This is a genomic window from Tsuneonella sp. HG249 (assembly GCF_053819205.1).
The window spans coordinates 2,325,689-2,351,966 of record NZ_JBSOQY010000001.1 but is presented as its reverse complement, the minus strand read 5'-3'; the positions used below and the strand labels follow the sequence as shown (position 1 = coordinate 2,351,966).

Annotated in this window: 17 protein-coding genes; 9 read left to right on the top strand and 8 right to left on the bottom strand. The window is 62.4% G+C overall.

Going from position 1 to position 26,278, the window contains the following annotated elements; all coding sequences use genetic code 11:
• The first annotated feature begins 30 nt into the window (after positions 1-30).
• Both ACWPM1_RS11765 and ACWPM1_RS11760 read left to right on the top strand, forming a co-directional pair.
• Entirely contained in the window at positions 31-654 is a 624-nt protein-coding gene (locus ACWPM1_RS11765; protein ID WP_455695020.1) for a hypothetical protein, read from the top strand.
• Positions 655-695: 41 nt separating this feature from the next.
• Positions 696-1,184 (top strand): YybH family protein, encoded by a 489-nt coding sequence (locus tag ACWPM1_RS11760; RefSeq protein WP_455695019.1) that lies wholly within the window; start codon positions 696-698, stop codon positions 1,182-1,184.
• A gap of 163 nt (positions 1,185-1,347) precedes the next feature.
• Here the strand turns inward: ACWPM1_RS11760 and ACWPM1_RS11755 are convergent, their stop codons facing one another.
• The gene (locus tag ACWPM1_RS11755) at positions 1,348-2,088 is read right to left on the bottom strand and encodes an AAA family ATPase (RefSeq protein WP_455695018.1); all 741 of its coding nucleotides are present in this window, start codon (positions 2,086-2,088) and stop codon (positions 1,348-1,350) included.
• A 58-nt stretch (positions 2,089-2,146) separates the two neighbouring features.
• Positions 2,147-3,475 (bottom strand): hypothetical protein, encoded by a 1,329-nt coding sequence (locus tag ACWPM1_RS11750; RefSeq protein WP_455695017.1) that lies wholly within the window; start codon positions 3,473-3,475, stop codon positions 2,147-2,149.
• A 613-nt stretch (positions 3,476-4,088) separates the two neighbouring features.
• Between ACWPM1_RS11750 and clpB the strand changes: the two genes are divergently transcribed.
• Positions 4,089-6,668, top strand: a complete 2,580-nt coding sequence (gene clpB, locus ACWPM1_RS11745) for an ATP-dependent chaperone ClpB (protein ID WP_455695016.1) — start codon at positions 4,089-4,091, stop codon at positions 6,666-6,668.
• A 4-nt stretch (positions 6,669-6,672) separates the two neighbouring features.
• Here the strand turns inward: clpB and ACWPM1_RS11740 are convergent, their stop codons facing one another.
• Both ACWPM1_RS11740 and ACWPM1_RS11735 read right to left on the bottom strand, forming a co-directional pair.
• Complete coding sequence (locus ACWPM1_RS11740; RefSeq protein ID WP_455695015.1) at positions 6,673-7,659, bottom strand: prolyl hydroxylase family protein; 987 nt, start codon at positions 7,657-7,659, stop codon at positions 6,673-6,675.
• A 71-nt stretch (positions 7,660-7,730) separates the two neighbouring features.
• Positions 7,731-11,123, bottom strand: a complete 3,393-nt coding sequence (locus ACWPM1_RS11735) for a TonB-dependent receptor domain-containing protein (RefSeq protein WP_455695014.1) — start codon at positions 11,121-11,123, stop codon at positions 7,731-7,733.
• A 398-nt stretch (positions 11,124-11,521) separates the two neighbouring features.
• On the opposite strand from ACWPM1_RS11735, the gene ACWPM1_RS11730 reads away from it, so the two are divergent.
• Together ACWPM1_RS11730 and ACWPM1_RS11725 are read left to right on the top strand one after the other, a co-directional pair.
• The gene (locus ACWPM1_RS11730) at positions 11,522-14,986 is read left to right on the top strand and encodes a TonB-dependent receptor domain-containing protein (protein ID WP_455695013.1); all 3,465 of its coding nucleotides are present in this window, start codon (positions 11,522-11,524) and stop codon (positions 14,984-14,986) included.
• Positions 14,987-15,119: 133 nt separating this feature from the next.
• Entirely contained in the window at positions 15,120-15,839 is a 720-nt protein-coding gene (locus ACWPM1_RS11725; protein ID WP_455695012.1) for a 2OG-Fe(II) oxygenase, read from the top strand.
• 4 nt (positions 15,840-15,843) lie between these two features.
• Here ACWPM1_RS11725 and ACWPM1_RS11720 read toward each other — a convergent pair whose 3' ends face one another.
• From ACWPM1_RS11720 to ACWPM1_RS11710, 3 genes are all read right to left on the bottom strand, one after another.
• Positions 15,844-17,808 (bottom strand): tetratricopeptide repeat-containing sulfotransferase family protein, encoded by a 1,965-nt coding sequence (locus ACWPM1_RS11720; RefSeq protein WP_455695011.1) that lies wholly within the window; start codon positions 17,806-17,808, stop codon positions 15,844-15,846.
• Between the two features lie 62 nt (positions 17,809-17,870).
• Positions 17,871-18,122: a hypothetical protein gene (locus ACWPM1_RS11715; protein WP_455695010.1), complete on the bottom strand. Its 252-nt coding sequence runs from the start codon at positions 18,120-18,122 to the stop codon at positions 17,871-17,873.
• A 128-nt stretch (positions 18,123-18,250) separates the two neighbouring features.
• A complete protein-coding gene (locus ACWPM1_RS11710) occupies positions 18,251-21,319 on the bottom strand; it encodes a TonB-dependent receptor domain-containing protein (protein ID WP_455695009.1) in 3,069 nt (1,022 codons plus the stop codon).
• Positions 21,320-21,733: 414 nt separating this feature from the next.
• On the opposite strand from ACWPM1_RS11710, the gene ACWPM1_RS11705 reads away from it, so the two are divergent.
• The 4 genes from ACWPM1_RS11705 (at position 21,734) to ACWPM1_RS11690 (ending at position 25,255) form a co-directional block, all read left to right on the top strand.
• Positions 21,734-22,906, top strand: a complete 1,173-nt coding sequence (locus ACWPM1_RS11705) for an acetyl-CoA C-acetyltransferase (RefSeq protein ID WP_455695008.1) — start codon at positions 21,734-21,736, stop codon at positions 22,904-22,906.
• Between the two features lie 28 nt (positions 22,907-22,934).
• Complete coding sequence (locus ACWPM1_RS11700; RefSeq protein ID WP_455695007.1) at positions 22,935-23,717, top strand: SDR family NAD(P)-dependent oxidoreductase; 783 nt, start codon at positions 22,935-22,937, stop codon at positions 23,715-23,717.
• 160 nt (positions 23,718-23,877) lie between these two features.
• Positions 23,878-24,750: a crotonase/enoyl-CoA hydratase family protein gene (locus ACWPM1_RS11695; RefSeq protein WP_455695006.1), complete on the top strand. Its 873-nt coding sequence runs from the start codon at positions 23,878-23,880 to the stop codon at positions 24,748-24,750.
• A 46-nt stretch (positions 24,751-24,796) separates the two neighbouring features.
• A complete protein-coding gene (locus ACWPM1_RS11690) occupies positions 24,797-25,255 on the top strand; it encodes a MarR family winged helix-turn-helix transcriptional regulator (RefSeq protein WP_455695005.1) in 459 nt (152 codons plus the stop codon).
• 16 nt (positions 25,256-25,271) lie between these two features.
• On the opposite strand, the gene ACWPM1_RS11685 is transcribed toward ACWPM1_RS11690, so the two are convergent.
• Entirely contained in the window at positions 25,272-26,273 is a 1,002-nt protein-coding gene (locus ACWPM1_RS11685; protein ID WP_455695003.1) for a type II secretion system F family protein, read from the bottom strand.
• Positions 26,274-26,278: the final 5 nt, after the last annotated feature.

The following is a 26,278-nucleotide window of genomic DNA, read 5'->3' as shown; positions in this document are numbered from 1 at the left end:
AGTCACCCCTATTTAATTACGGATCCAACCATGTCTGGCATTTTCTCACAAGCTGCCTTGCTTCTAGTGCTGCAGCAAGCGCCGCCAACACTGGCGCCGGTGCAGCCAATCGTTAGCGAGACCGTGCAGAATGGCGCCTGCGGAGTTCCCCCAAGTGACCCCGTAGTGCCCGGCAGCGGCTCCCCAGACGAGGTAGCTGCGGCCATCTACGAGGTTGTTTCGGGCGCTCCAGAACGCCAGCGACCGTGGTCTACGCTCCGTGCGCTTCACGCGCCGAACGCGCGCATTTTGCTTCCGCGCCATGCTCCCTCAGGTCAATTCGAGGTCAACTCATTCAACATTGACGAATTCATCGCGCTGAACGTGAAGCTGTTCGCTAACCAGGGCTTCTTTGAGAACGAAGTGGCTCGCCGCGTTGAGCGCTTCGGCCACATCGCCCACGTCTGGAGCAGCTATGAATCGCGCGAGGCGCCCGGGGAAGCGCCGTACTCAGGGGGGATAAACAGCATACAGCTCGTGAGTGACGGAGTCAGGTGGTGCGTACTGAGCGTCACTTGGGACACGAGTTTCAGCCGCTACACGCAATTCCACCCCGAAGGCGCGGCCGGCAGCTCATGGACCGCGGCGTTCACGACCCGTCCTTCTCTTCGCTAGCCCTCAAAGGGCAACCAACCCTCAATAAAGGCGAGTATCATATGATCTTCGGCAGCTTTCAAACTGGGGATTTCGCCGACTTGGCGTTTGCCAGAGTAGTACTTCCTTCGCTTGCGGTTTCAGCCTGCACGACAGTAGCGGATCAACCCGTTGTCGCGCCCGAGGCTGCGGCACATGCCTTTCTCAATGCGTTCGACTCACTCGATACCGTCCGATTTGATGCCTTCTTTGGCGAGGAGGTCACTATGTTCTTTCCAGGCGGCCCGTTTCCAAAGGAGCGGGTGGAAGGAAAGCAGGAAGTAACAGCTGCGTTCCGGAAGCTCTTCGACGCCGCTAAAGAGAGAGGAACCACCCGCCTGGGGCTTGAGCCCCAAGACTTGAAAGTTCAGCATCTTGGCGACTTTGCGATTGCGTCGTTTCACCTCCGCGGCAAAGGCAACATCGGCCGGCGCTCAATACTCTTCCGACGGGAAGGAGCTTACTGGCATATCGTTCATTTCCATGCCTCTGCATTACCGCAGGACCAATAGCGATCTGCGCAGCCGACATAGGTGAGGCGCTAAAGCACAGGGCAATGCCAGAGGCATGCCGGGGGGCAACAGTCCGCTTTTCCACCGTCGCGGACGCTAAGCAGAAGGTCTGCTACCGGCCCAAGATCGGACTCGAGAGGTAAACGACGGCTCCAGCTCCGATTTAGCCCACCAATGAGAGGACGTCTTCCGGGCCGATGGTTGGTCCTTGGCTGCGACGCCGCAAAGAACCGTCGAGTCGTGCTAACGTTCGGAAGTCACGTCGCACTCGGCGGCCGCTGAAATGTTGGAGCAAAAGCGCTTTCGCTTCATCATCGTACGCTCCCCGGGAATCGATGTAATCTGAAATGTCCCTGTCGCTAACGTCTTCGTATCCCATGGTTTCGATGAAAAGCGCCCTACTACGCACCGCACCACTCAGAACGCTTTCGTCAGCCTTGCTTGAATCCAGCGCAAATTCGCTATTGCCGAGAAAGTGCAGGGCAACTGGGAACGGCGAGGTAGCGGTGTCGGCGTCGTTCCAGTACCGCATCATCTCGATGGCCTCGCGAGAGAGGTACTGAGCTTCATCGAACACGATCGAAAACTGGGCGACGTCGGTCAAGTGAGAGGAGTGCTGTCGATCTGCGCGCCACTCTACCAGATGGTTGTAGAGCATCTGCCGGAGTGACCAGTACGCGTTGCTAAGGGTGGCACTGGCGGACCGCCCTATGAGCGGGCGAACTGCCTCCACTGTTTGTTGGAGCAGCAGCACGGGCGACGCACCGCGCTTCATTGAACCTTGTTCGACCTTCACGATTGCGCACTGCCCAGCATGTGACTGCGCGAAACTGCTGATGGCGGTTGTCTTGCCAATACCCCACGGGCCCGAGATGACGCAGATTCCTTTTTCTTCGTGCGCCATATCGAGCCTGGCACGGATGAAACGAATAACAGAAGTATTTACGATTGGATCGGCGGGCTCAGCCGCGACGTCTAGCAAGTACTCTCTCCAAGTCTTCGGTTTCTCTCCATCTGCGATCTCCGCAATCAGCCACCTTTCGCGGAGGTGACTTCAGCCCAAGGGCGAGCATGTCACCTAAGGCCTTCTGGTCAGGCAGCGCTTCCCGGTCCAAACGCGAGCGAGCGATCAGTCGGGGTGATGCCGTGAGGAGGCGGTCTCGGCGGTTCGCCTCAAGATCAATGCAGCCGGCGTCCACCTTTAGAAGGGTGACCGCCGCATCATGCTCGCGTTTACGTTTGCTGCTCTCGCGAGCTCCTTCGATGTCCGTTGGTTCGAAGGCAGTATTCGGCTGTAACTGCAACCAGCTACCTCCTGAAATCCTTGCCAGTGGCATAGCTCCGCGACGCCAGGGCAGGGCGACAGTCACAATGGCGCCTGTGACGAGTTCAGGGTGCCTGAACGTATCTCCTCTGACTTTTACGTAGCCCCGCGATACCCGACGCGTCTCCCGAGTACAGAATGCCGCATCAAGTCGTTCGGATGGCAACATCAATGGGCGCCATCCATTCTGAACATGCTCGTTCAACATTTCGGTGGGCGAGCGGCCGGCAAAGGGTCCGCTTTCAATCTTGGTGCTCTCTAGAAGATCGATGCGGCATTCCGCTTCTTGAACGAACTCAGCAAACGATCTCGGATAGGGGGCAGGAGGCCGACCCAACGTGGCCGATTTCTTCCGCATTCGATCGCCACCGCTCCATCCCCCCATTTGAGAGAATACGAAGCGGTCAAAAACTGCGAACCTGCTTTCGATGGGTTTTGAAGCTGCCGCATATGGGCGTGCGTTGATGATGGTCGGCGCCTTCTGCTCTTGCAGCTGATCTAAGGCGGTTCTGATTAGGTCGAAGATGAAGAACTCGGAGCCGTTGTCACGGTAGAGTTGCTGGGGAAACCCCCAGGCCGGATCGTCGACCATCTCAAGGAACGTCGAAGCGACATGCTCCTGCCTGATCCCTTCTGATGGACCTAGCAGAAAGAAGCGGCGGAAGACCCGTTGAGTTGCCGTGTCCATGTAGGCCACCATCCGCGGCCACGCGGTAGTACCGTCTCGTCTCACAACTGCGCAGTCGACGACTTTCACGTCCATCACGATCTGCTGCATCGGGGTCAGTGCGTCATTCTGCCGCGTGATCCGAGGGCGATTGTCATCGTAGGTCTTCCGATCGTGAGCGCGGACATCGACGATCCGGTAATACCGAGCTTCTCGTATCCGCCTTTGGGACAGCGCTATCGAGGACGCGGGCATATCAATTTCATTTTGGCCAAGGTATCTCACGAAGGCAGTCTCCACCTCCCTGCGCACCTGTCTCCAGCCGGCTCGTTGCACTGGCGATGCCCAGGCCGCCTTGATTAGTTGATCAACCTTCTCGCCCAGCTTTGTCAGCACATTGGCCTGACTTGATCGTGAGGCGAGGAAGCACCGGTCAAACGTCCGCGAGACCCATACTCGGCGCATTCCAGCGTTCTTTGGCGGCCGAGGGCCGAGTGCGGTGATGCTGTCGTCCGCCTCGCGAAGTTGAACCATCCACCTCTGCAGCGTCCGTATAGAGACGCCCCATTTGCGAGAGGCCCTTCTCAGCTCATCGCCTCGTTCGCTAGATCGATGTTGGGTTTCAATCAGCTCCTGGATCGCCCTCCAGCGAAACTGGATCTGATGGCGTGACCGGTCTGGATCACCCCTCCCCGGGAGCCGTCGGTTAGCATTCGAACACATCATAATTTGGATTGCTCTTCCTTCGCAGCAAGGCAACTCATACTCGCAGCGTTTCTGGACCTGTGCGCTGTCGTCCCCGGACGACATTTCGTATGACCCGAGCCAACACCGGTCCGGGACGAATGATGGCTAGAGCCCCTTGTGTTGCCTTTGAGCAACACTATCTGGTCTGAAGATTGAGGGAGCACCCATGAATCTCGAAAAGTTCACCGACCGCGCGAAGGGCTTCATACAGAGCGCGCAAACAGTCGCGATCCGCATGAACCATCAGCGGATTTCGCCGGAGCATCTGGCCAAGGCGCTGCTCGAAGACAGCGAAGGAATGGCGGCCGGGCTGATCACGCGCGCCGGCGGCGATCCGGCGGTGGCGGTGCAAGGTATCGACGCCGCGCTGGGCAAGATCGCGGCCGTGAGCGGTGGCGGTGCGCAAGCGACGCCGGGCCTCGACAACGATAGCGTGCGGGTGCTCGACCAGGCCGAGCAGCTCGCGAACAAGAGCGGCGACAGCTATGTCACAGTGGAACGGATGGTGCTCGCCCTCACGCTCGCGACGACCACCGCCGCGGGTCAGGCACTAAAAGCCGCGGGCGTTACTCCTCAGTCCCTGGAGGCCGCCATCACGGAGCTGCGTGGCGGGCGCCAGGCGCACTCGTCGAGCGCCGAGGAAAGCTATGACGCGCTCAGCAAGTATGCGCGCAATCTCACCGAGGTCGCCCGGACCGGCAAGCTCGATCCGGTCATCGGCCGCGACGAGGAAATCCGCCGAACGGTGCAGATCCTGGCGCGCCGGACGAAGAACAATCCCGTGCTCATCGGCGAGCCCGGCGTCGGCAAGACCGCGATCGCGGAGGGCCTGGCGCTGCGCATAGCGAATGGCGACGTGCCGGATAGCCTCAAGGACCGCAAGCTGATGGCACTCGACATGGGCAGCCTGATCGCAGGCGCCAAATATCGCGGCGAGTTCGAGGAACGCCTCAAGGCCGTGCTCGACGAGGTGAAGGGTGCCGAGGGTGACATCATCCTGTTCATCGACGAGATGCACACGCTGATTGGCGCGGGCAAATCGGAGGGCGCGATGGACGCCGGCAATCTCTTGAAGCCCGCGCTCGCCCGGGGCGAGCTTCACTGCATCGGCGCGACTACGCTCGACGAGTACCAGAAGTACGTCGAGAAGGACGCCGCGCTCCAACGCCGCTTCCAGCCTGTGTTCGTCGGCGAACCGACGGTCGAGGATACCATCAGCATCCTGCGCGGACTGAAGGACCGCTACGAGCTGCACCACGGGGTGCGCATCACCGACGGCGCGATCGTTGCAGCCGCGACACTGTCCAATCGCTACATCTCCGACCGCTTCCTGCCCGACAAGGCGATCGACCTGATGGACGAGGCGGCGAGCCGTCTACGGATGGAGGTGGAATCGAAGCCTGAAGAGATCGAGAACCTCGACCGGCGGATCATCCAGCTCAAGATCGAGGAACAGGCGCTCGGCAAGGAAAGCGACGCCGCATCGAAGGACCGCCTGGCGACGTTGCGCGACGAGCTCGCCAACCTAGAGCAACAGTCGAGTGAACTCACTACCCGCTGGCAGAACGAGCGCGACAAGATCGCCGCCGAAGGCAAGGTAAAGGAGGAGCTCGACGCGGCCCGCATCGAGCTCGAGCGGGCGCAGCGCGAAGGCGATCTCGCCCGCGCCGGCGAGCTTCAGTACGGCCGCATTCCCGAACTCGAAAAGCGGCTCGCGGAGGTGGAGTCCCCTGCCGAAAACGCGCTGTTACGCGAGGAAGTGACCGAGGACGATATCGCGTCGGTCGTCAGCAAGTGGACGGGCGTACCGGTCGAGCGCATGCTGGCGGGCGAGCGCGAGAAGCTGCTGCGGATGGAGGAGACCATCGGCAAGCGGGTCATCGGTCAGGCGCGCGCGGTGGAGGCGGTCAGCAAGGCCGTCCGGCGCGCGCGGGCCGGCCTGCAAGACCCTAACCGGCCACTTGGCTCGTTCCTGTTCCTTGGACCGACCGGTGTCGGGAAGACCGAGTTGACCAAGGCGCTCGCGGGCTTCCTCTTCGACGACGACAACGCGATGGTTCGCATCGACATGTCCGAATTCATGGAGAAGCACGCGGTCGCCCGCCTGATCGGCGCGCCTCCAGGGTACGTGGGTTACGAAGAGGGCGGGGTGCTGACGGAGGCGGTGCGTCGCCGTCCTTACCAGGTCGTGCTCTTCGACGAGGTCGAGAAGGCTCACTCCGACGTATTCAACGTCCTGCTCCAGGTGCTCGACGACGGACGCCTGACCGACGGGCAGGGCCGCGTGGTCGACTTCTCGAACACGCTGATCATCCTCACGTCGAACCTCGGTAGCCAGTTCCTCGCCAGCCTGGAGGAAGATCAGGACGTCGAGAAGGTCGAGCCGCAAGTGATGGACGTGGTGCGGGCGCACTTCCGGCCGGAATTCCTCAACCGGCTCGACGAGATCATCCTGTTCCATCGCCTCGGTCATCAGCACATGGCGCCGATCGTCGACCTTCAGGTCAAGCGGGTGCAGAAACTGCTGAAGGACCGCAAGATCGTGCTCGAGCTGAACGAGGCGGCACGCCGCTGGCTCGGGCGCGTGGGCTACGACCCGGTCTACGGAGCGCGCCCGTTGAAGCGGGCGGTGCAACGCTACTTGCAGGATCCCCTTGCGGAGAAAATCCTCTCCGGGGAAGTGCCCGATGGTAGCACCGTCACGATCGATGAAGGCGACGGGGCGCTGGCGATGGTGGTAGGGTAGGAGGTTAGAGCGGCCGCCCTGGCGGTCCGCTCAAATCCAGCGGACGGGCGCGTATCCACTTCGAGAGGATGACCTTCTGTCCCCTGGTCACTGGATTTCCCGCGTGCCACGCAAGGGGCTCGGGCCGTCCGGCGTCATCGACGTTGCAAAAGTGGAGAGCATCGCCAGCTTTGCCCCGCCATGCCAAGTCCAGTCGGGGAAACACCGTTTCGCCGCCCTCGAAATCGTCGTGCAGGCAGACCAGGAAGGTCGCGGTGCGCTGGTTAGGCTCGTTCGCGATCGCGTCGCTGTGCAGTCTGTATTCCTGCCCCGGCAGGTAAGAGAGAATCTGGGCAGGTTCCCCTTGCTCGTAACAAGTGCCTGTGACGGCGGCGATTCGGCGGTTGATGGCATGGAGCGCGGGGCCCTCGCTGACAAATGGGAAGCCGACGCTTTCGGCGCTGCGCACCGGGTGGCGCGTCATCTGGCCGGTTCGCGGATCGAATACCACCGCGGGTTGCAGCAGCGGTTTCGCCAGCCGGACCAGGTAGCGGCACTCGGCGATGCTCAAGAAACTTTCGAGTTTCCGAATTGCAGGCGCGGAATGCAGGCTCTGCATCTCCGGAATGCTCAACGGATTTCCGTCATCGTCGAGGTCCATGTTCTCGAGGACGTCACGTTCTGACCGTGCAGCCCCGTCCCGACGTGCGCGCTGACGAAGTCGCTCCAGTGCCTCGGGCCACTGGCGGGCGCATCCGCCCGCTCCGTTGGCGAGCATGGCGATATAGACAGGCTCGGCCTCAGCGACGCCCAGTTCGCTGGCACGGCCGAAGAACTGGCGCGCGAGTGCGAGATCGCGCCGGACGGGATCGCCCGCCATTCGCCAGTTCGCCAGTGTTAGCGCGGCCTCGCCATCGCCACCGGCCGCAGCGGCCTCCAACGCTTGTGCCGCGGCAATGACCTGTCCGCGCTGGGCGGCGGCTATTGCGTTGGCGACTGCGGGGCTGGGCATGTGCGGAACCTAGACAAGAAAGAGGGGCCGGAACAGCGTTCCGACCCCTGATTTCCTGTTCAACGCCGTGCTTAGAAGCGGGCGCGGAAACCGGCATAGAACTGACGGCCACGCACGTCGTAGATCGCGCCCGTCGAGTTAGCAGAACCCGGGCGATCGTTGGCGCCGCCGCCACCGCCCGCACCGGCACCGCTCGCACCAAGCGGCGGAACCTTGTTGAAGGCGTTGTCGACCCCAACGAAGAAGTTGAAATCGCGGCCGAAATTGCCGTCTCCATCCTCGCCATTCGCATCCCACTCGAGGCGGAAGTTATGGTACGTAACTGCGGGGTAGAACTGGATTGGCGACGCATCGAGATTCTGCGGATTGCGTCCGCCGAGAGCGTTGTAATTCTCCCACGCACCGACCGTCATCTTGCCGATGTAGCGCATGCTATGGCCGAAGGTGAACGCGCCGAACGAAACGTCCGTATCGATCCGGAACTCGTCGACCGGATCACCCAGTTCGCCCAGAATGCGGTTCTCGAACGTCGGGTCGCCCGGGTTCTCAAAATTGCTGATCTGGAAGTTGTGGGTGTAGATGCCAAACAGCTTGAGCCGCACTTCATCAGACAAGCTTGTGCGGTAGTCGACCTGCGTGTCGATCCCGCGACGCTTGCGCGACGCATAATTAAGCGGCGCCTGCAACAGCGAACCGCCGAGGATGTGGCCCGGATCTTCGCTGAAAGGGCCCGTGCCTGGACCCCGGAACCGCTGGAACGACTGGCAAAAGACGTTGTCCAGGGTCGATTGGTCGTAGCACGAGTCGGCGATCGTCTGCGCCGTCGGCGAGGCGATGATCCCGTTCACCGTTATGTCGTAGTAATCGACTGAGATCGCCAGTCCCGGGACCCAGCGCGGCTGGAAAACCCCGCCGATGGTCCACGAATCGGACTCTTCTGCCTTCAGATTCGGATTGAACCCGCTGACGACCTGCAGCGAGTAACTGCCTTCGCGCGGCAGCAGGCCGCCAAGGTCGGCTGCACAGTTCGCGTTGCGGAACTGCGTGCCCTGCCCGATACGTCCGGTGCTGCAGGGATCGACGAAGCCCGGCGAGAAGTTGGACACCAGCGTGCCGGTAGTCTCGGTTAGGAACGGCGCCCGCACCGCGCGGCTGTAGTTGGCGCGCAACCGGATGTCGCGGATCGGCGAATAGTCAACACCGCCATTATAAGCCCATACCGTGCCAACGCCGCCCTGGTACTTGGCGATGCGCGCCGCGCCCGACAAGGTAAGCTCTTCAAAGAAAGGCCTGTCCGCCAGGATCGGGATTTGAATTTCACCGAAGGCTTCCTTCACGGTGAACGGATCGGTGTCGTAGAGGGTACCAAGCACCACGTTGTTGGTGTTGCCCGCCGTCGCCGTGTAGTCGTCCTGCTTGTAGTAAATATCTTCCTCGCGATACTCCGCACCGAGAGCGAAGCGCACCGGGCCACCCCAAAGGTTGAAGAACTCGCTGGTGTCGCCGCTAACAAATGCCGAATAAACTTGTTGCTTGATCCACGCCGTGTTTGTGGCGGTGTGCTCGAAATAATCCTGCGCGGCCGAGTTGTCGGCATCGCCGAACGGATTGAACGGTACACAAGCCGCGATGTCGGCAGCCAACCGAGCCGCCTGGCCGGCATTGCCGCGGCTCGCGCCCGTCGTGGTCTTGAAGATGCCCTGGTCATACCCGAGCGCCGCAGTCGGATCGAACTGGGATCGGCACTGAATCTGACCGGTCACCGGATTGCGACCGGCATCGAGCGACAGCGCCAAGCGCTGGGAATCGATGTAGCCCGTGTTGACCGTATCCTCTTCCATCTTGCCGTAGTTGGCCGAGATCTCGTAGTTCCAGTCGTCGTTAAAGGTCCCACGAAGACCCGCCACAGCTCGGAACGTCTCGCGAGTGAAGGATTCGTCGCGTGGACCGCGATTGATCTTCGAGCGACCGAGCGCGAAGCGATAAGTGCCGGCGGCGATCTGGGCCTGCTGAGCCGCAGTCAGGGGCCCGTTAAAGCCGAGCGCCGAAGTGGTGTTGCACGCGTTGTTGACAGAAGTGTTGCATCCTGAGGCAAGGATCGCATTTGCAATCGTGGTCCGCTGCGCCGTGGTCAGGAACGGGTTGTCGAGACGGATGCGCTCGCGCTGGTCGAAACCATTGCTGAAAGTACCCTGGATGCCGGCATAGCCCGAGGCCGAGCCGAACGACTTGATCCGCGCATACTTCGCTTCGACGAATGCATCGAGCGCCTCGGCGAATTCGAAGTGCGCGAGCAGGTTGGCGTTGTAGCGGTTCTGCTCCGGTATGATCGAATACGTATCTTCCTCGCGTTGAGTGTCGAGGCGCGTTCCGCCGACCGCGCCGCCGATCGGTCCGGTCGAGAAACGGCCGGTTTCATCGGATGGAGCCAAGCTTCCGTCCCCGCCGAACGCCAAGAGGCAGTTGTACGGAGTTCCGTTTGTCGTGGTCGAACCGTAGCCGACGCCGCATTGCGGAGTGGCAAACGGCTGCGACACAAACACCAAGCCGTACCGGCTCTGGCTGCGTGAACGGATGTTCTGGAAATAGTTGTTATCCGGATTGCCGTCGCTTCCGTTGACCGCGGTACCCGGGTCGACATCGACGACGCCAAGGCCTTCGACGATCCGCAAGGCAGGTATATCGGACGCCAAGATGCGATCCTGGTGCGCATATTCGCCGTGAAGTGTGATGTTCCCGCGGCGGTCGGCAAAGTTCATGCCGTACATCGCCGAGATGAACTGGTTTGCGCCGTAGTTGCCGGGGGTAGTTATGCCGGCATTCCCGCGCACCTGAAGACCGTCGAAATCCTTCTTGAGAATGAAGTTGACCACGCCCGCGATCGCGTCCGAGCCGTAGATCGCCGAATTGCCGCCAGTGACGATATCGACACGCTCAATAAGATCGTTCGGAATGGTGTTAACGTCTGGCGACTGGGCGTTGCTGGTAATGTCGCCGGCAACATGGCGGCGTCCGTTCACCAGCACCAATGTGCGGTTGGTCCCGAGTCCGCGAAGATCAAGCAGGTTAAGCCCCGAAATGCCGATGCCGGTTGAGGCGTTCTGTTGCTGGCGTGTGCTGCGCAGTTGTGGAAGCTCGTTCAACGTATCGCCGATGTTGTTGGTGCCCTGCTCGATGAGGGTGTCGCCCGCGATCGAAAGGATCGGCACGGTTGACTCAAGACCGGGGCGCGCGATGCGCGAGCCGGTCACGACGATCCCCCCTTCGGTGCCCTGGCCGGCTTGGCCGGTCGCTAGGTTGTCGCATCCACCGTCGTTGTCGGCATCTTCGCAAGCGACGTCGTCCACGCTGGTCTCTGTATCCTGCGCGTAGGCGGTGCTGGTCAGTCCGAGCGACGCGGCAAGCGCCAGAGTGCACAGGGAGGTCGAACCACCCAAGGTGGATCGGAAGGAAATGGATTTCACGGTAGTTCCCCTCATTCAAAACGCATTGGCTTGAGCTGCAAGCGGCCCGTAGCGCCATAATCGTGCCCGATGAGTAAACTTCGCCGCCAGGACAAATGAAATCCCATGTCGTTCGTCGATTAGAATCGACTGTGTTGCGCGGGAATCACAGAGGCTTGGCAGGATGGGCCGATCCGTAAGCCGGGATGAAGTGTGGGTATTTTGCAACAAGGCTCCGTAAAAGTCGCCAAATCGTCTCGACCGGGTGGTCAACGCTCTCAGGTTAACGGTATCGCCTCCTTAGCCTTGGGGACTGGGCCGATTGACTGTGAGCTGCCGGGGAGTGCGCCTGTGGGCGTAAGCTTGCTTCGATGCAGGGTCGCATCTGGTCCCCGTCGAATTCGATGGGAGCTTAGCTAATGAACATGATTCGTGTCGGCACGCTGAAGGGACTGGCGTGCTCTGCCTCGGCACTCGCCCTGGTAGTCGCTGGACCAGCCTGGGCGCAGGAAGGTAGCCCCGAGCAGGTCGATGAAGCGGATGGCACTTGCGCCACCGACGCCAACGGTATCGCGATCGCGACCGATCCGGACTGCGCGACCGTAACGACGGATACCGCAGCTCCTGGCGAAGGGGCGATCATCGTCACCGGTTCGCGCATCAAGCGGGATACCTACACCAGCGTTTCACCGCTGCAGGTCATCACCTCGCAGAACGAGAACGAAGCCGGTTTGTTCGATCCCGCGCAGATCCTGCAGCGGACCGAATCGGCTGCCGGCCAGCAGATCGACGCGACCTTCAACGGCTTCGTGCTCGACAACGGCCCTGGCTCGCAGACTCTGAACCTGCGCGGCCTCGGCGCCGACCGCACCCTGCTTCTCGTCAATGGCCGCCGGCTCGCGCCGGCCGGCGTGGAAGGCGCTCCGACGAGCCCTTCGATCAACCTGCTGCCCGGCTCGCTCATCGAGCGTTACGAGCTCCTGCTCGACGGCGCTTCGTCGGTCTACGGATCGGACGCGGTCGCCGGCGTGGGCAACATCATCCTGCGCAAGGACTTCGACGGCCTCGAGTTGTTCGCTCGCGGTGAACTCAACCCGCAGGGTGGTGGCGACGACTACACACTCAGCGCCTCTTACGGCATGAACTTCGATCGCGGGTTCATCGGAATTGGGGCTGAATACGACTATCGCGATGCCGTCCGCCTGAGCGACCGCAGCTTCTTCCAGGGTTGCGACCGCAACTACGAAGTCGACCAGAACGGAAATATCTACACGGTCGGAAAGCTCGACAACGCGACGGTGCTCGCGGCCAGCAACGGTCTCGTCCGCGTCTCCGAGTCCGAGTGCAAGCAGTCTGGCATCAGCGGGCGCATCTTCAACGGGTACACGCGCTTCGGCTCGATTTACTTCCAGCCGGGCCAGGGCAACGTGCCGCTGTTGGGCAACTACAGCGATTCCGCCGATGCCTTCGGCCGCCAAATCGACCTGAACGGCGATGGTATTCGCGACGTCGACTTCCAGAACGTCAACACCAACGGCGCCGATCCGAACGAAACGTTTCTCAGCGGCCAGAAGCTGTACAATGTGATGGCGTACGGCGAGTACACCCTCGGCGGATCGGGTAACATCACCCCGTTCTTCGAGGCCAACTACAGCCGTGCCGAAATCAGCAGCGACAACACGCTCGGCCAGGCCCAGGTGTTCCCGTCGGTGCCTGATCTCAACCGGTTCAACCCCTGCAACTTCGTCACCGGCACCGGCGTCGATTGCCGCCGGGCGGACAACCTTTTGCAGGCGCGTGCCGGGCTGCCGTTCACGCCGCTGTCGACCGGTTTCCCGCTGCCGACCACGCCGATCGTGGCGATCCAGGGGGACCGCGACAATTTCGAGGTGACGCAGGAGCAGTACCGCGGCGTTCTCGGCGTGCGCGGCGACCTCCCGTTCATCTCGCCGAGCTGGACCTTCGAAGTCGCGGGTGTCTACTCGTACTCGAAGGGCGTTTCGATCCGCCGCGGCATCCGCGAGGACAAGCTGGCGCTTGCCCTGGGTCTCGACCCGACGGCCGATTACGACGGTGACGGCATCGTCGACAACGACGGCGACGGCATTGCGGACGATTACGACGAGAACCTCGACGTCTTCGGCTTCTTCGGTGACACTCAGTACATCGGCGAGTGCGGTACGGCCCTCGCCAACCCGAACCTGGCCGCCGCCGACCTCCGCGCAGGCTGCGTTCCGGTGAACCTGTTCGCGCCGAGCGTCCTGGGCTCGCCAATCGGCACGTTCGCCTCGCAAGCCGAAACGGACTATGTGTTCGGCGTCCGCCGGTTCGATACCACTTACGAGCAGCTCACTCTGAACGGGTTCGTCACCGGCAACCTGTTCGACCTTCCTGCTGGGCCAGTGGGCGCCGTGATCGGTGTCGAGTATCGCAAGGACAAGATCGACTCGCAGCCGGACTTCGTCGCTTCGAATGGCTTGCTGGCGAGCTTCTTCTCCGACCTTGGCGCGTCGGGTAGCAAGGACATCAAGGAGGCTTTCGCAGAGCTCGATATCCCGCTCCAAGCCAATAAGCCGGGCGTTCGCGAGTTGAACCTCAACGTCTCCGGCCGCGTCACAGATGAAGAGTTCTACGGCACCAACTTCACCTACTCGATCAAGGCCGGCTGGCGTCCGGTGGACCCGCTGCTGTTCAAGTTCAGCTACGGTACGTCATTCCGCGCGCCGAACCTGCGCGAGAACTTCTTGCGCGGACAGTCGGGCTTCCTGACGCTGTTTGATCCGTGCGCCGTGCCGACTGCAGCGTTCAACTCCACCGCGGGTGGCTACAACCCTGCGCTCGACACTCGCGATGCCAACGTGCTCGCGAATTGCGTCCGCGAAGGTCGCGACCCGACTCGGGTCGGCATCGACCAGAACAACCTGAACACGCTGACTCAGTCGAGCGTCGAGATCGCCACCGGCGGCAGCCTCGATATCGATCCTGAAACGTCGCGTTCGATCACGGCGGGCTTCGCATTCGAGGAAACCCTCGGTGGCGTGGACGTGAGCCTGGGGTTCAACTACTTCGATATCAAGCTCAAGGATTCCATCATCGAGCCATCGTCGCAGTTCATCATCAACGACTGCTTCACCCGCGACGATGGACAGCGGAGCCCGTTCTGCGACCGGATTGTGTATTTCAACAGCCCGGTTACCCGGTTCCTGATCTCGGACATCAACTCCGGGTTCATCAACCTCAATCAGGAAGCAGTGCGCGGTATCGACCTTAACAGCAACTTCGAGAAGGAAGTCGCTCTCTTCGGTCAGTCGGTGGAGTTCGGTCTCAACCTGCGGGCGAACCACCTGATCGAGCGCAGCTCGCTGTTCATCGACGACAACGGTAACCCGACTTACGAAGACGATGCTGGTGAGTTCGGTCTACCCAAGTGGACCGGCCGCGCGCAGCTCTTCGCCGATGTCGACCGTTGGCGCGCGACTTGGACCGTCGACTACACCGGGCCGGTCGAGCAAGATGCGACCGGTATCGACGAGTTCAGCGACATATTCGGGCGTGGTCCGGACGGTCAGCTGACCGGGTTCATCAGCGACACCTGTCTTGGTGGTGGCTCGCGTAATGCCGCAGGCGTGCCGAACGGCGTGGTTGCGGGCGATGGCCTGTACTGCCGGGACGTGGGCTTCGCCAAGGAGCACTTCCTCCACACGTTCTCGCTGCGTTATCAGACCGATACCCTCACCATCATCGGCGGTGTGGACAACATCTTCAACACCGCGCCGCCGCTGGTTGACGGGAACGAAGTGTTCGCGATCAACAATACGGCGATTGGTAACGGCTACGACTACGATGGCCGGGAGTTCTTCCTCTCCGTTCGCAAGAAGTTCTGATCAACAGCATTTGTTGTAAGACTGCGGCCCCGGCGAAAGCCGGGGCCGTTTTCTTTTGATCGGGCGGGAGATGCGCAGCCCTGGACGGCAAGCAGGCTCGCCTTCGCGTTGGGTTGTTCGTATGGACCGGCGGATGAAGCTTTCGCTCGCTCCTCGGATCGATCTACCTGGGCTTTCGATGCACTTTGCACGCTCCGGCGCGGTATCAGTTCCGGGGCTGCTACCGGGCGATGAGGCAAGTGCCCTTGCGCGCGAGTTGGCCGGGACAGACGCTTGGATCGAAATCTTCCGTGCAGGGGAGAAGGTCTACGAAATGCCCCACGCGGAGTTCCTGCGGCTCGCCGACCACCAGAAGACCGAATTGCAGCGGATGATCGAAAACGCCGCGCGAACCGGTCTACAGTACCGCTATCGGGCGATCCGCGTTTCCGAGGAGCCAACGTCCCGGACTGCGAGGGGAATGTTGCTCGATCGGTTCAATGACCTACTGAACTCGGCGGAAACGATTGCCTTGATGCGCGGCATCACCGGGTCCGACGCGATCTCCTTTGCCGACGCCCAGGCCACGGACTATCGGGCGAGAGACTTCCTGACCACGCATGACGACGCGATCGAGGGCAAGAACCGCGTCGCCGCATACGTGTACGGCCTGACGAGTGGATGGCAGGCCGATTGGGGCGGCCTGCTGCTGTTCGAGAAAGGGGACGCCGTTACCGGCTTCGTCCCCGACTTCAACGTACTGCGCATATTTTCGGTGCCGAGCAAACACCACGTTAGTTACGTCGCGCCTTGGGTCCAGGCCCGCCGATTGTCGATCACGGGTTGGCTGCGACACAGCGCGTCGCAACCGTGATTGCCTAGACCGGCTCGTAGCCGAACTTTTCGATCCAGGGCGCGAGCACCGGCAGCACCGGCTCCATGTAGCGGCGATAGGCTTCCCATCGGCCGCTGGACCGCGTGTAAACCTTCTCGGTTACCTGCGCGTAGCTCGGTGTGCGGATGTAACCGCGATCGCGCGCTGTTTTTTGGTGGTCGAGCAAGGCCGCGTCCCACTCGAGGCCCAGAAATGCGATGAGAGGACGCAGCTCGCCCTCCAGATCCTGCACCATGTCTTCGTAGCGGACGGTATGTACATCGAGTGGCATGACTTCGCGCGCCCGCTGCCAGAATGTCATCGCCGCATCGTAGAGCTTCGCCGAGTTCTCCAACGTCAGGAAGCTCGACATGGCGCTCGTGACCATGAAGTTCTGCATGTAGCAACTGAGGACCACATCGCATGGGTGACGCAGGGCGAAGATGAACTTCGCGTCGGGGAACGCGCGGTGGATGTGCGCCGCCCTCAAAGTCATCAGCGGGAACTTGTCGACGATCAGCTTGCCGGGCGGAATAGGGCCTCTTGCGCGTAGCTCAGTGAAGTAGGCGGCGCGCATGGCGGCCATTCGCTCACCTTGAAGGGTCGGTAAGTCCTCGATCGCGGGCGCCGTCTCTTCTAGCCGCGCCAGCATCGGCTGTTCCTCGCGCACTTCGGTACCGTCATGGCCCATGAGGATGGTATCGAGCAGAGTGGTGCCCGACCGGAGGAACCCTCCGAGAAACGCCGGCGATGCTCGCCCGTCCTCGGGAGGGGTTCCGGTCCATCGTGAATACCATGCGGGAGTGACGTTGGCCGTAGCCTGGCGAACCAATGCGCCATGCTCGGTACCCTCGTACCTCTTGCCTGCCGGGGTCACTTGCACCGCCTCGTTCATCTCGCGGAAGGAGAGAAACGCTTTTTCGGTCTCACCCATGCGGTCCGCAAGTTGGCCAATGAATTGGGAACGGACGTAGGAATCCAGGCCTTCCGGGCTGTTCTGTTCGGCAATCTTAAGGGCACCAGCCAAATCATCCTTCCGCCGAAGAATGAGCGCGTCGCAATAGGCGATCTCCGGACCATCCATCCCCGTCTTACGGGCGTCGTCGACCAGCTTCTCCAGCTCCCGAACGCGGTTTTCGCGTTCCATCTGCAGAGCGAGGTTAAGCACTGCCTGCGAAGCTTGCGGATCAATCTTGAGCGCCATGCGGTAGGCCCGCTCAGCTTCTTCGCGGCGGTCCATGCCTGCAAAGCACAGGCCGATCATTGTCAGCACTTGTGCATCGGCGCGTCCCGAGCGAGCCGCTTCCGACAAGCGGAGGAGGGCCGCTTCGTGCTGCTGATAGCGCAACAATGACTTGCCGAGTTCGACGTTGAGTTCGGGGTCGACCGGATTGAGGCCAGCGGCACGGGCGAAGGCTTCCCAGGCGGCCTCAAACTCCTGCATCACGGTGCGGGCACGCCCGAGGTTGAACCAGAGGTGCGGTTCCTTATCGCTGATCGTCAGCGCGCGTTCCAGGACCCCCGCCGCCTCGCGGGCCCTCCCTGCATCGATCAGGGCGTTGCCGAAGTTGTTGAGGACGTGGAAATCGCGGGGCTTTTTCGCGGCCAGCGCTGCGAGCCTGTCGACCGCAGCTTCGGCGTCGCCCCCCAATCGAGCCGCCTGGGCCATCGCCTGCTGAGCCGCCGGATTCTCGGACACCGGAGCGCATATGTCTGCGACCTCGAAATAAGCGCCCGCGTCAATTGCGGCGCGCGCAGCGTTGAGGCGAAGCTGAACATCGGATGGAGCGAGGGCTATCGCCCGCTTAAGGGTCGCCAGGCCCTGAGCCGGATCACCGGCTCGCGCTTGAGCGATGCCGAGAAACTGCAGAACCTGCGCATTGTGGGGCTGCTGGGCCGAAGCCTTGCTCGCCAAATCGCGCGCTCGCGCGAAGTCACCGCTTTCGAATGCGCCTTTGGCCTGCGCCATCTGCGCCACGAGGTTGGATAATCGCAATTAAGGGCCTTTCGGCGAGTGCCGCAGCGTCCGTATCAGTTGTCGCGCGTTGTATCGATCGTTCTGCGGTCACGCATCTCGGCGTAGTTCCGCTTGTTGGCTTCGGTAAGGTCATCCCACTGCTTGCGCGTGTAGCAGGTCTTGGTCGCGAAGCGGGTGCCGGTTTTCTTCTGGCTTTTGCAGACGAGCTCGCTCGGATCGTTCCGATCCTTGTCGCCCTGCGCGAAAGCGCTCGCCGGCAGCAATAATGCTGCCCCTGCTACGGCAGCAAGCATCGTTCGGTTCATGCACAATTCCTTACGTTGACCCGGTCGGATTAGCAGAAGGACCCCCGACCTTGAAGGGCCAAGCGACCCCCGCAAATAGAAAGGGCGGAGCCGAAGCCCCGCCCTCCCTGTTACGCTTTGCGTTTAGATCAGAGCTTAAGGCCGACCTGGACGAAGTAGCGACGACCGATGATGTCGTAGAGCGACGGATCGGTGCCCGACTGCACGTTCGGGGCGTAAAGCTCCGGCTTGCGGTCGAGGAGGTTGTTGACGCCCACGCGGAACGTGAAGCGGTCGTCGACGGTGGCGGCGATCGCCGTGTCCACGTAGACCGCGCCATCGGTGCCGTCGAACGTCTCGCCCGGGAACTGCACCGAGGCACGGTTCTTCATTCCGTCGATGTACCGAACGCGGGTATCCCACGCGAGGCCTTCGTCGAAATTCAGAATCGTGTTCAGGGTCGCCTTGAAGCGCGGGAAGCTCGTACCGAGGTTCGCACCGAAGTACGAGACGGTATCGGCATAATCAATCACCACGCCGGGGAGTTCCTCGACCTTGTAGTCGATTATGTAGTTGGCGAGGAAATTGAACCGCAGGTTCGATTCCGGACCGATGAACTCGGTCGGCAGGTTGTAGCCGAGCTGGAAGTCGATACCGGAAGTCTTGATCGTCCCCTGGTTCACCTGCTGGAAGTAGCCGGCACCGTCACCGCCGAGCGAAACCGGCAGCGAGATGTAGCTGATGTCCGGCACGCGAACGATGCCTTCGCAGTACGGGCTCGTAGCGCTCAGGCTCGTGTTCTGGCCGTGGTAGCCATAGCACGCGGCGATGATCAGGTTTGGATCCGGCTGCAGGATCGCGTCCTTGATACGGATGTTGTAGTAGTCGATCGAACCCGTGAACCCGAACGCTTCGAACACCGCACCCACCGTGAAGGTGTCGCCGGTCTCTGGCTGCAGATTGGGATTGCCGGTAATGCCCAGGAACGCCTGGCTGCCCGGCGTTTGTGCGTACTGCGAGATGTTCCCAACGCCCGTGGCCGTGCAAAGCGCTGCGGCCTGGGCGCCAGTGGCGCGGAACGCAGTGCCGTTGGAGCACGGATCGAAGTACTGTGGGAACGAGCTACCGCCCGAGAACAGCTCGCCGAAGTTCGGCGCGCGGACCGAGTGCTGGTAGCTGCCACGGAGCCGCAGCGCATCGTTCACACCGGCGCTGAGCGTGGCGCCGTAGGCCCAGTTGCCCTGCGATTCGCCGTCGATCCCATTCTCGATGTCGTTGAAGTCGCTCGTCGAGTGACGGGCCTGCAGGCTCAGTTCCAACGAGTTCACAAAACCGTCGCGGACCAGCGGGATCAGAAGTTCGCCGAAGAAGTCCCTGAAGGTGTTGGTGCCGTTGTCGTCGGTACCGGTGTTGAAGCCCGCGATCGGGCCGTTGAGCGTACCGGCATCGTACTGGTATACGAACTTGCGGTGCTCGGCGCCGGCCACCAGCTGGATCGCGCCGGCGGGAAGCTCTGCCAGCGTGCCGGTCACGTAGCCCTGGAAGATTTCCTGGGTGAACGTGGTTGTGGTGAAGCCAGGCTCCGACACGTACTCGAGGCACGCGGCCGACAGCGGTTGCACACCGAACGGGTTGAAGCCGCCGGCGCAGAGCGACGCGCCACCGTCGGCAGCTTCGAGAAGTCGCTGCACGTCGTCGACGTTGACGTTACCGTTCAACTCGTCGGTGATCGTGGTCTTACCCTTCGACGCGTAAAGCTCGTAGTTCCAGCCCGGGGCAAATTCGCCGCGGACGCCGATCAGGCCCTGAATCACTTCGTTGATAAGGGTCTCCTGACGGAGGCCGGTGTCAAGAAAGCGCTTAGAGATCTGGAAGGCTTCGTTGGCGCCGGAGCCCACAAGGCCAGGGTTGTCGCCCGTACGCGAATTGAGGATCGTCCTCAGATCAGGCGAGATGAACGGGTTCGTCACCGGTACCACGAAGGCGGCGAAACGATACGGCGCCCCCGTAGAGGAGGCAGGATTCGCGCCCGGCGTAATCAACTCCGAGGTAGCATTCCGTACGCTGGTGCGGTTTGCAGGGTTGTTCACACCCGTGCTGACTGGCGTCGGCGCCAACGCGGTTGCCGAGGTATACTTCGTCCATCCGCCCTGTGCGAAGAATTCGAGCGCGTCGGAGACTTCGTAGTTGCCCCGGCCGAACACGGAGTCGCGTTCGAACGGCAGAACAAGCAAGTTGATGATGTCGAAGTTGTAGCTGTAGAAATCGGGCAGGAAATTGAGATTCGGGTTTACGCCGTTGGTCGGCCGCAGGTTGGTGACGTCCTCGGGGTTGTTGAAGACGCCCGTTCCGAAGAGCGTTCCGTCAGCATTGAAAGCGAGGTTCGACGAGCCCTGGCTCGGCTGCCCGGTGGTAATCCCGTAGCCTGCGAACACGGAGTTGATCGCCGCCTGCGTGATCGGGTTGGTGGTGCTTTCCACCAGGCGACCCGTCGGGAAGGTGCGGGTGGTCGAAGTGGCTTGTGCTGAGAACGGACGTTCCGATTTGATGAGACCGTCACGTTCGGCATGCTCGGCAGCGACCGCGATGTTGCCCCGACCGTCGGCGAAGTTGCCGCCGATAACGCCGCTAATCTGCCACTCTTCTGCGTCGGCAGCTGCGGTGTTGGCGTAGCTTGCACGTAGGTCGACCCCTTCGAAATCGTCCTTCATGCGGATATTGACCACGCCCGCGATGGCGTCGGCACCGTAGGTCGCGCCGGCGCCGCCGGTGACGACTTCGATGCGCTCGATCAGGCCCTGCGGGATCGTGTTGAGGTCGACCGTCTGGTCGGATGCCGACACCATCGGGCGGCGGCCGTCGATCAGGACGAGGTTGCGGTTGGCGCCGAGGCCGCGAAGGTCGACGTTGGACTGGCCGCCATTGCTGGGGTTGTTCGACGTGGTGGTGCCGGCCGGGTTAACGGCGGGCAGGGTGTTTAGGTACGTGTCGAGCGTTACGTCGGCGTTCTTGACCGTGTCTTCGCCGGTGGCGACGATGATCGGGCTGTTCGACTCTTCGTTCGGACGAACGATACGCGAACCGGTGACGACGATGGCGCCTTCATCGGCCGAGCTATCGTCGCCAGCGGCTTCCTGCGCCATGGCAGGCTGCGAAGCGAGCATCGCACCGAGCACGGCGGTCGCGGAGCTCACCTTGAAGATGTGTTGGAATTTCACGTCGGTTTATCCCTTTTTCAACTCGCGGGCGAAGCCCGCAGGTCCAGTCCCCTAGGACCGTGCCGTTGGGGTCACGGTTCTCTTCGGATTGCTCGCTTTGCGCGCGATGCGCGGCGGTTTCAAAGCGTTTTCAAGGGAAGCGTGAAAAGGATGACACATCTGTTGCAGCCGCACCACAAGTGCTGTCGGCTGCGCACTTGTGTTTCGCCGGGCGTAAAACTGACGAAAGTTAAGTGCGTCATGTGGTAACTTTAGCGCAGGTCGCTCGATCGAGCTCGGCAAGGGACTTTCGACGAAGCCCTGCCAACAGCCGATAAAGTGCTCCGTCGTCCCTCACTTACCGGGCAGCTTGACCCGGCTCGGGCTGCCGCTTACGCAAACGTCAGGCACCACGCGAATTGAAGGAAACCGGGCATGCCCACCGCCTATATCGTCGATGCCGTTCGTACCGCCGGCGGGCGCCGGGGCGGCAAGCTTTCCGGCGTTCATCCCGTCGACCTCGCGGCGACAACGCTCGACGCGTTGGTGAACCGCACAGGCATCGATCCCGCGCGGGTGGACGACGTGATAATGGGCTGCGTAACCCAGGCCGGCGAGCAGTCGATGCAGGTGGGTCGCATGGCGGTGCTCGCGAGCAAGAGCCTTCCGCAGTCGTGCCCGGCGGTGACGATCGACCGCCAGTGCGGCTCCTCGCAGCAGGCGATCCAGTTCGCCGCGCAAGCGGTGATGAGCGGGACGCAGGATGCGGTGATCGCGGCCGGAGTGGAGAGCATGACCCGCGTGCCCATGGGCACCAACCTGACCTTCCACCTGAAGGAGGGGATGGGACACTACAAGTCGCCCGGCCTCGAAGCCAAGTTTCCGGGTATCATGTGGTCGCAGTTTGCCGGCGCCGAGATGATCGCCGACAAGTACGGATTCTCGAAGGACGAGATCGACCGCTTCGCCTACGAAAGCCACAAGAAGGCGATCGCAGCGACGCAATCGGGCGCCTTCGAGCGCGAGATCGTCCCGATCACGGTCGAGACGCCCGAAGGTCCGGTGGAGCACACCGCCGACGAGGGCATTCGCTTCGATGCCTCGCTCGAAGGGATTGCCGGGGTCAAACTGCTCAAGGAAGGGGGCAAGATCACCGCCGCAAGCTCGAGCCAGATTTGTGACGGCGCCAGCGCCGCGCTGATCGTATCCGAAGCCATGCTCAAGGAGCTCGGCCTCACGCCCCGTGCTCGAATTCACACGCTGACGGTGACCGCGGGCGACCCGGTGATCATGCTCGAGGAACCGCTGTTCGCGACCGACAAGGCGCTGGCGCGGGCGGGGCTCAAGATCGCCGACATCGACCTTTACGAGGTCAACGAGGCTTTCGCGACCGTGCCCATGGCGTGGCTCCAGCATACCGGCGCCGATCCGGCGCGGCTCAACGTGAATGGCGGCGCGATCGCGCTCGGCCACCCGCTCGGCGCGAGCGGAACCAAGCTGATGGCCACGCTGCTCAACGCGCTCCATGCGCGGGGTGGCAAGTATGGCCTGCAGACCATGTGCGAAGGCGGCGGCGTCGCCAACGTGACGATTATCGAAGCGGTCTGACCGCCATTAACTTCGGAGAGGATTTCCCATGAAAGTCGACAGCAACACCGCCGCGGTAGTTACCGGCGGCGCCTCGGGCCTCGGCGCGGCAACCGCGCGCGCGTTGGCCGCCAAGGGCGCCAAAGTCGCCATCTTCGATCTCCAGGCGGAGAAGGGCGAGGCGGTTGCGGCGGAGATCGGCGGGGTGTTCTGCGAGGTCAACGTGACCGACGATGGGTCGGTCGACGCCGGTTTCGCCAAGGCCCGCGAAGCACATGGGCAGGAGCGGATCCTCGTCAACTGCGCTGGCACCGGCAATGCGATCAAGACCGCAAGCCGCTCGAAGACCGATGGCAGCATCAAGCACTTCCCGCTCGATGCCTTCAACTGGATCATCCAGATCAACCTCGTCGGCACGTTCCGCTGCATCGCGAAATCGGCGGCCGGCATGCTGACGCTCGACTCCCTCGAGGACGGCGAGCGCGGGGCCATCGTCAACACCGCTTCGGTAGCAGCCGAGGACGGCCAGATGGGCCAGGCGGCCTACTCGGCATCGAAGGGCGGGGTGGTCGGCATGACTTTGCCGATCGCGCGCGACCTGATGAGCGAGGGCATCCGGGTGAACACGATCCTCCCGGGCATCTTCAACACCCCGCTGATGAACGCTGCCCCGCAAGCCGTGAAGGACGCGCTCGCCGCTTCGGTGCCGTTCCCCAAGCGGCTCGGCAACGCCGAGGAATACGCGATGCTGGCGATGACGATGATCGAATGCGGCTACTTCAACGGCGAAGACGTGCGCCTCGACGGCGCGATCCGCATGGCGCCGCGCTGATCCGCTTTCCTACACCGCCCGGTCCGCGCTAGGCCGTGCCGATGACGATTTCCGGCGCTCCCTTTCCCGCGGTTTGCAGCGGGTCAGGTAGCGCCGGTTTTTGTTGCGCAGAACAGTGTGCCATGTGTGCCAAGTCCAACATCGCCCGAGGGGAACCCGCATGAGCGGTTACGGCCAGATCAAGTACGACGTTCAAGGCCCGGTGGCGCTCGTTACCCTTCATCGGCCCGAGAAGATGAACGCCTTCACTCGCACGATGATGGCCGAGTTGATCGATGCGATGGACGAGGCGGACGGCGACGACCGGGTGCGAGCGGTGGTGTTCACCGGTCACGGCGAGCGCGCGTTCTGCGCTGGCGCGGACCTTACGCCGGAAGGCGGGGGCCACGTGTTCTCCGATCCCGAGGTAGTCGAGGATCTCTCCGACGAGCGGGTGCGTGATGGGGGAGGGCGTCTCACGCTGCGGCTGTTCGACGTGAAGAAGCCGCTGATCTCGGCCTGCAACGGCGTAGCGGTCGGGGTCGGGGCAACGATGCAGCTGCCGATGGACATGCGGCTGTGTTCGGACAATGCACGCTTCGGTTTCGTGTTCGCCCGGCGGGGGATCACGCCCGAGGCGGCGTCGAGCTGGTTCCTGCCGCGGCTGGTGGGCATCCAGACCGCGCTCGAATGGTGCATGACCGGGCGCATCTTCGATGCCGCCGAAGCGCTCGACAAGGGCCTGGTGCGGTCAGTCCATCCGCAAGGCGAACTGCTCGATGCGGCGTTCGCGCTGGCTCACGAGATTTCCGAGAATACCTCGGCGGTATCGGTGGCGATGACTCGCGCGATGCTCTGGCGGCTGTCGGCGGCCGAGCATCCGATGGCGGCTCACCGGATCGACAGCCGGGCGATCTATCGCCTCAGCCGTAGCGCCGATGCGCGCGAAGGCGTGAACTCGTTCCTCGAGAAGCGCGCGCCCGACTACCCCGACACGGTCGGCGCCAGCATGCCCGACTTCTACCCCTGGTGGGAGCAGCCGCGTTACGAGTGACCGACGGCGCTTGCCTAGCGGACGGTTTCGGGGGAAACCGGTTGCGATGACCGAACCTGCCACTCGCCTAGCCGACTTCCTGCCCTACCTGCTGTCGGTCACCTCGAACGCGGTGTCCACCCGGGTGGCCGAAGTCTACCGCCGGCAATTCGGCTTGCGAATTCCGGAATGGCGCGTGATGGCCGTGCTCGGCGACGCCGGGGCAAAGACCCAGCGCGATCTCACGGCGGCCACGGTGATGGACAAGGTGGCGGTCAACCGGGCGTGCAAGGCGCTCGAAGACAGGGGCCTGGCCGCCCGCACCGCCAACGCACGCGACGGGCGATCGCACCATCTCGAACTCACGGGCGACGGCCGCGAAATGTACGGGCGGATCATGCCCCTGGCGCTCGACATGGAACGCCAGTTGTTCGAGAGCTTCTCATGCCAGGAGCGCGAGAGCTTCGGCGCCATGCTCGCCCGGCTGCGCGAAGCCGTGGGCGAACTCGACCCGGAAGCGCTCTAGCGCCCGACCCGCCGCCTCACTTCTGGTTGGCGAAGGCGTCGCTGATCGAGCAGGCGGCCGGGCCGAGAATGACGATGAACAGCGTCGGCAGGATGAACAGGATCAGCGGAACGGTCATGATGGCCGGCAAACGCGCCGCCTTCTCTTCCGCGCGCATCATGCGCTCGTTGCGGAATTCTGCCGAGAGCACCCGCAGCGCCGACGCCAGCGGCGTGCCGTAGCGCTCGGTTTGGATCATCGTGGTGACGACGCCTTTCACCGCGTCAAGGTTGACGCGGTAAGCGAGGTTTTCGAACGCCATGCGCCGCTCGGTGAGAAACGACAGTTCGATCGCGGTCAGGGCAAACTCGTCGCCCAGTTCCGGGTAGGCACGGCCGAGTTCCTTGGCGACGCGATTGAACGCGGCGTCGACCGTCAGGCCCGCTTCCGCGCAGATCACCAGCAGGTCGAGTGCATCCGGCAAGCCCTTACGAACGAGATCGGTCCGCTTCGTGGCCTTGTTCTTGAGGAAAATCTCCGGCGCCTTGTAGCCGATCCCGACCGAGGCGGTCAGCGCGAGCAGGCGCTTCATGCTGCCCCACTCCGGGAAGGTGTTAAGCGCGTAGATTAGGATGAAGGCAATCAGTCCGAAAACGATCGGCACGATCATGCGCGCGCCGATCACATAGACCGCCAATTCCTTATTGCGGTAGCCAGCCCAGGCCAGTTTCTGCTGGATGACCTCGATCTGGCTCTGCTGCAACACCTTCATGTTGGCGAGCGTTTCCCGGACCTTGTCGGTCCCCTCGCTGCGCCGCACGAGGCTAGTGCGTTTCTTGGCGTTGGCCTTGACGATACCGGCCTTCAGCTCTTCGCGGCGAGCGTTGAGCGCCTTCACCCGCTTCGACATCGGGTCCTTGATTGTAACAGCCGCGTAGATCGCCATTACCATGGCGAGCGCCGCCACGCCGGCGAGCAGTGTGCCTACCAGTATGACGTCGAAGCCGAGAAGCGTTGGGCCGGGTGCGTTGCTGATCATGGCTG

Coding starts and splice junctions, on each gene's coding strand:
- ACWPM1_RS11765 (WP_455695020.1), top strand. CDS start 31: ATGTCTGGCATTTTCTCACAAGCTGCCTTGCTTCTAGTGCTGCAGCAA.
- ACWPM1_RS11760 (WP_455695019.1), top strand. CDS start 696: ATGATCTTCGGCAGCTTTCAAACTGGGGATTTCGCCGACTTGGCGTTT.
- ACWPM1_RS11755 (WP_455695018.1), bottom strand. CDS start 2,088: ATGGCGCACGAAGAAAAAGGAATCTGCGTCATCTCGGGCCCGTGGGGT.
- clpB (WP_455695016.1), top strand. CDS start 4,089: ATGAATCTCGAAAAGTTCACCGACCGCGCGAAGGGCTTCATACAGAGC.
- ACWPM1_RS11740 (WP_455695015.1), bottom strand. CDS start 7,659: ATGCCCAGCCCCGCAGTCGCCAACGCAATAGCCGCCGCCCAGCGCGGA.
- ACWPM1_RS11730 (WP_455695013.1), top strand. CDS start 11,522: ATGAACATGATTCGTGTCGGCACGCTGAAGGGACTGGCGTGCTCTGCC.
- ACWPM1_RS11725 (WP_455695012.1), top strand. CDS start 15,120: ATGAAGCTTTCGCTCGCTCCTCGGATCGATCTACCTGGGCTTTCGATG.
- ACWPM1_RS11720 (WP_455695011.1), bottom strand. CDS start 17,808: ATGGCGCAGGCCAAAGGCGCATTCGAAAGCGGTGACTTCGCGCGAGCG.
- ACWPM1_RS11715 (WP_455695010.1), bottom strand. CDS start 18,122: ATGAACCGAACGATGCTTGCTGCCGTAGCAGGGGCAGCATTATTGCTG.
- ACWPM1_RS11705 (WP_455695008.1), top strand. CDS start 21,734: ATGCCCACCGCCTATATCGTCGATGCCGTTCGTACCGCCGGCGGGCGC.
- ACWPM1_RS11700 (WP_455695007.1), top strand. CDS start 22,935: ATGAAAGTCGACAGCAACACCGCCGCGGTAGTTACCGGCGGCGCCTCG.
- ACWPM1_RS11695 (WP_455695006.1), top strand. CDS start 23,878: ATGAGCGGTTACGGCCAGATCAAGTACGACGTTCAAGGCCCGGTGGCG.
- ACWPM1_RS11690 (WP_455695005.1), top strand. CDS start 24,797: ATGACCGAACCTGCCACTCGCCTAGCCGACTTCCTGCCCTACCTGCTG.
- ACWPM1_RS11685 (WP_455695003.1), bottom strand. CDS start 26,273: ATGATCAGCAACGCACCCGGCCCAACGCTTCTCGGCTTCGACGTCATA.